The sequence below is a fragment of the Streptomyces morookaense genome (assembly GCF_013030945.1).
Taxonomy (GTDB): domain Bacteria; phylum Actinomycetota; class Actinomycetes; order Streptomycetales; family Streptomycetaceae; genus Streptomyces; species Streptomyces morookaensis.
In genome coordinates this window covers 1-661 of the sequence record NZ_JABBXF010000204.1, presented here as the reverse complement: position 1 = coordinate 661, position 661 = coordinate 1, and the positions used below count along the sequence as shown (strand labels likewise).

The 661-nt window shown below is 69.4% G+C and carries 1 pseudogene; it reads right to left on the bottom strand.

What is annotated here, in order from left to right:
* A pseudogene (locus HG542_RS34160) lies at positions 1-500 on the bottom strand (FG-GAP repeat domain-containing protein); the annotation flags it as partial.
* Positions 501-661: the final 161 nt, after the last annotated feature.

The window sequence follows — 661 nt, the reverse complement described above, 5'->3', positions numbered from 1 at the left end:
CCGACGCGGACGCGGTCGGTCAGGGTGCCGTCCGGGCGGGTCTGGTAGAGCCAGAGGTCACCGGTCTTGTCGCGGGCGAGGAGAGACGGCGTGCCGCTGCCGGTGAGGTCGCCGGGGGAGAGGAGACGGTTGTAGATGTTCCAACCGCCGCCGATGCGCTGGGGCTTGCCGCCCTTCTCCGTCAAGTACAGCGAGCCGTCGGCCTCGCGGAAGTAGTGACCGTCGACGAGACCGTTCTGGTCGAGGTCGATCTGGACGGTGATGGTGGCGTGCCAGCGGGCCGCACCCTGCTTGCGGTCGCCGAACCCGCCGTGCCCGTCGGGCAGATACTGGAAGAGCTCACCGGATCCGTTGGTGGCCATCAAGGGGAAGCGGGGCGAATTCGCCCGCGATTCCGGAGACGGAGACGGGTCGGCGGCGGCGATTCCGGCCGTGGTACCGACCAGTGCGGCGGCTGCCGCCGCGGTGGCGAGGCGCGAGAGGACGCGCAGGCGGGCCATGTGGTGCTCCTATGGCGGTGAGGAAGAGGAACAGGAGCGGCGCCCCGGGAAACGGGGCGCCGCGAAGTACCGGTGTGCTGACCGGCCTTTAGAAAAGGCTGTTGTACTGGCCCCAACCGCCGCCGATCCGGACGCGGTTCTCGAACGGGTCGTTCTGGTTG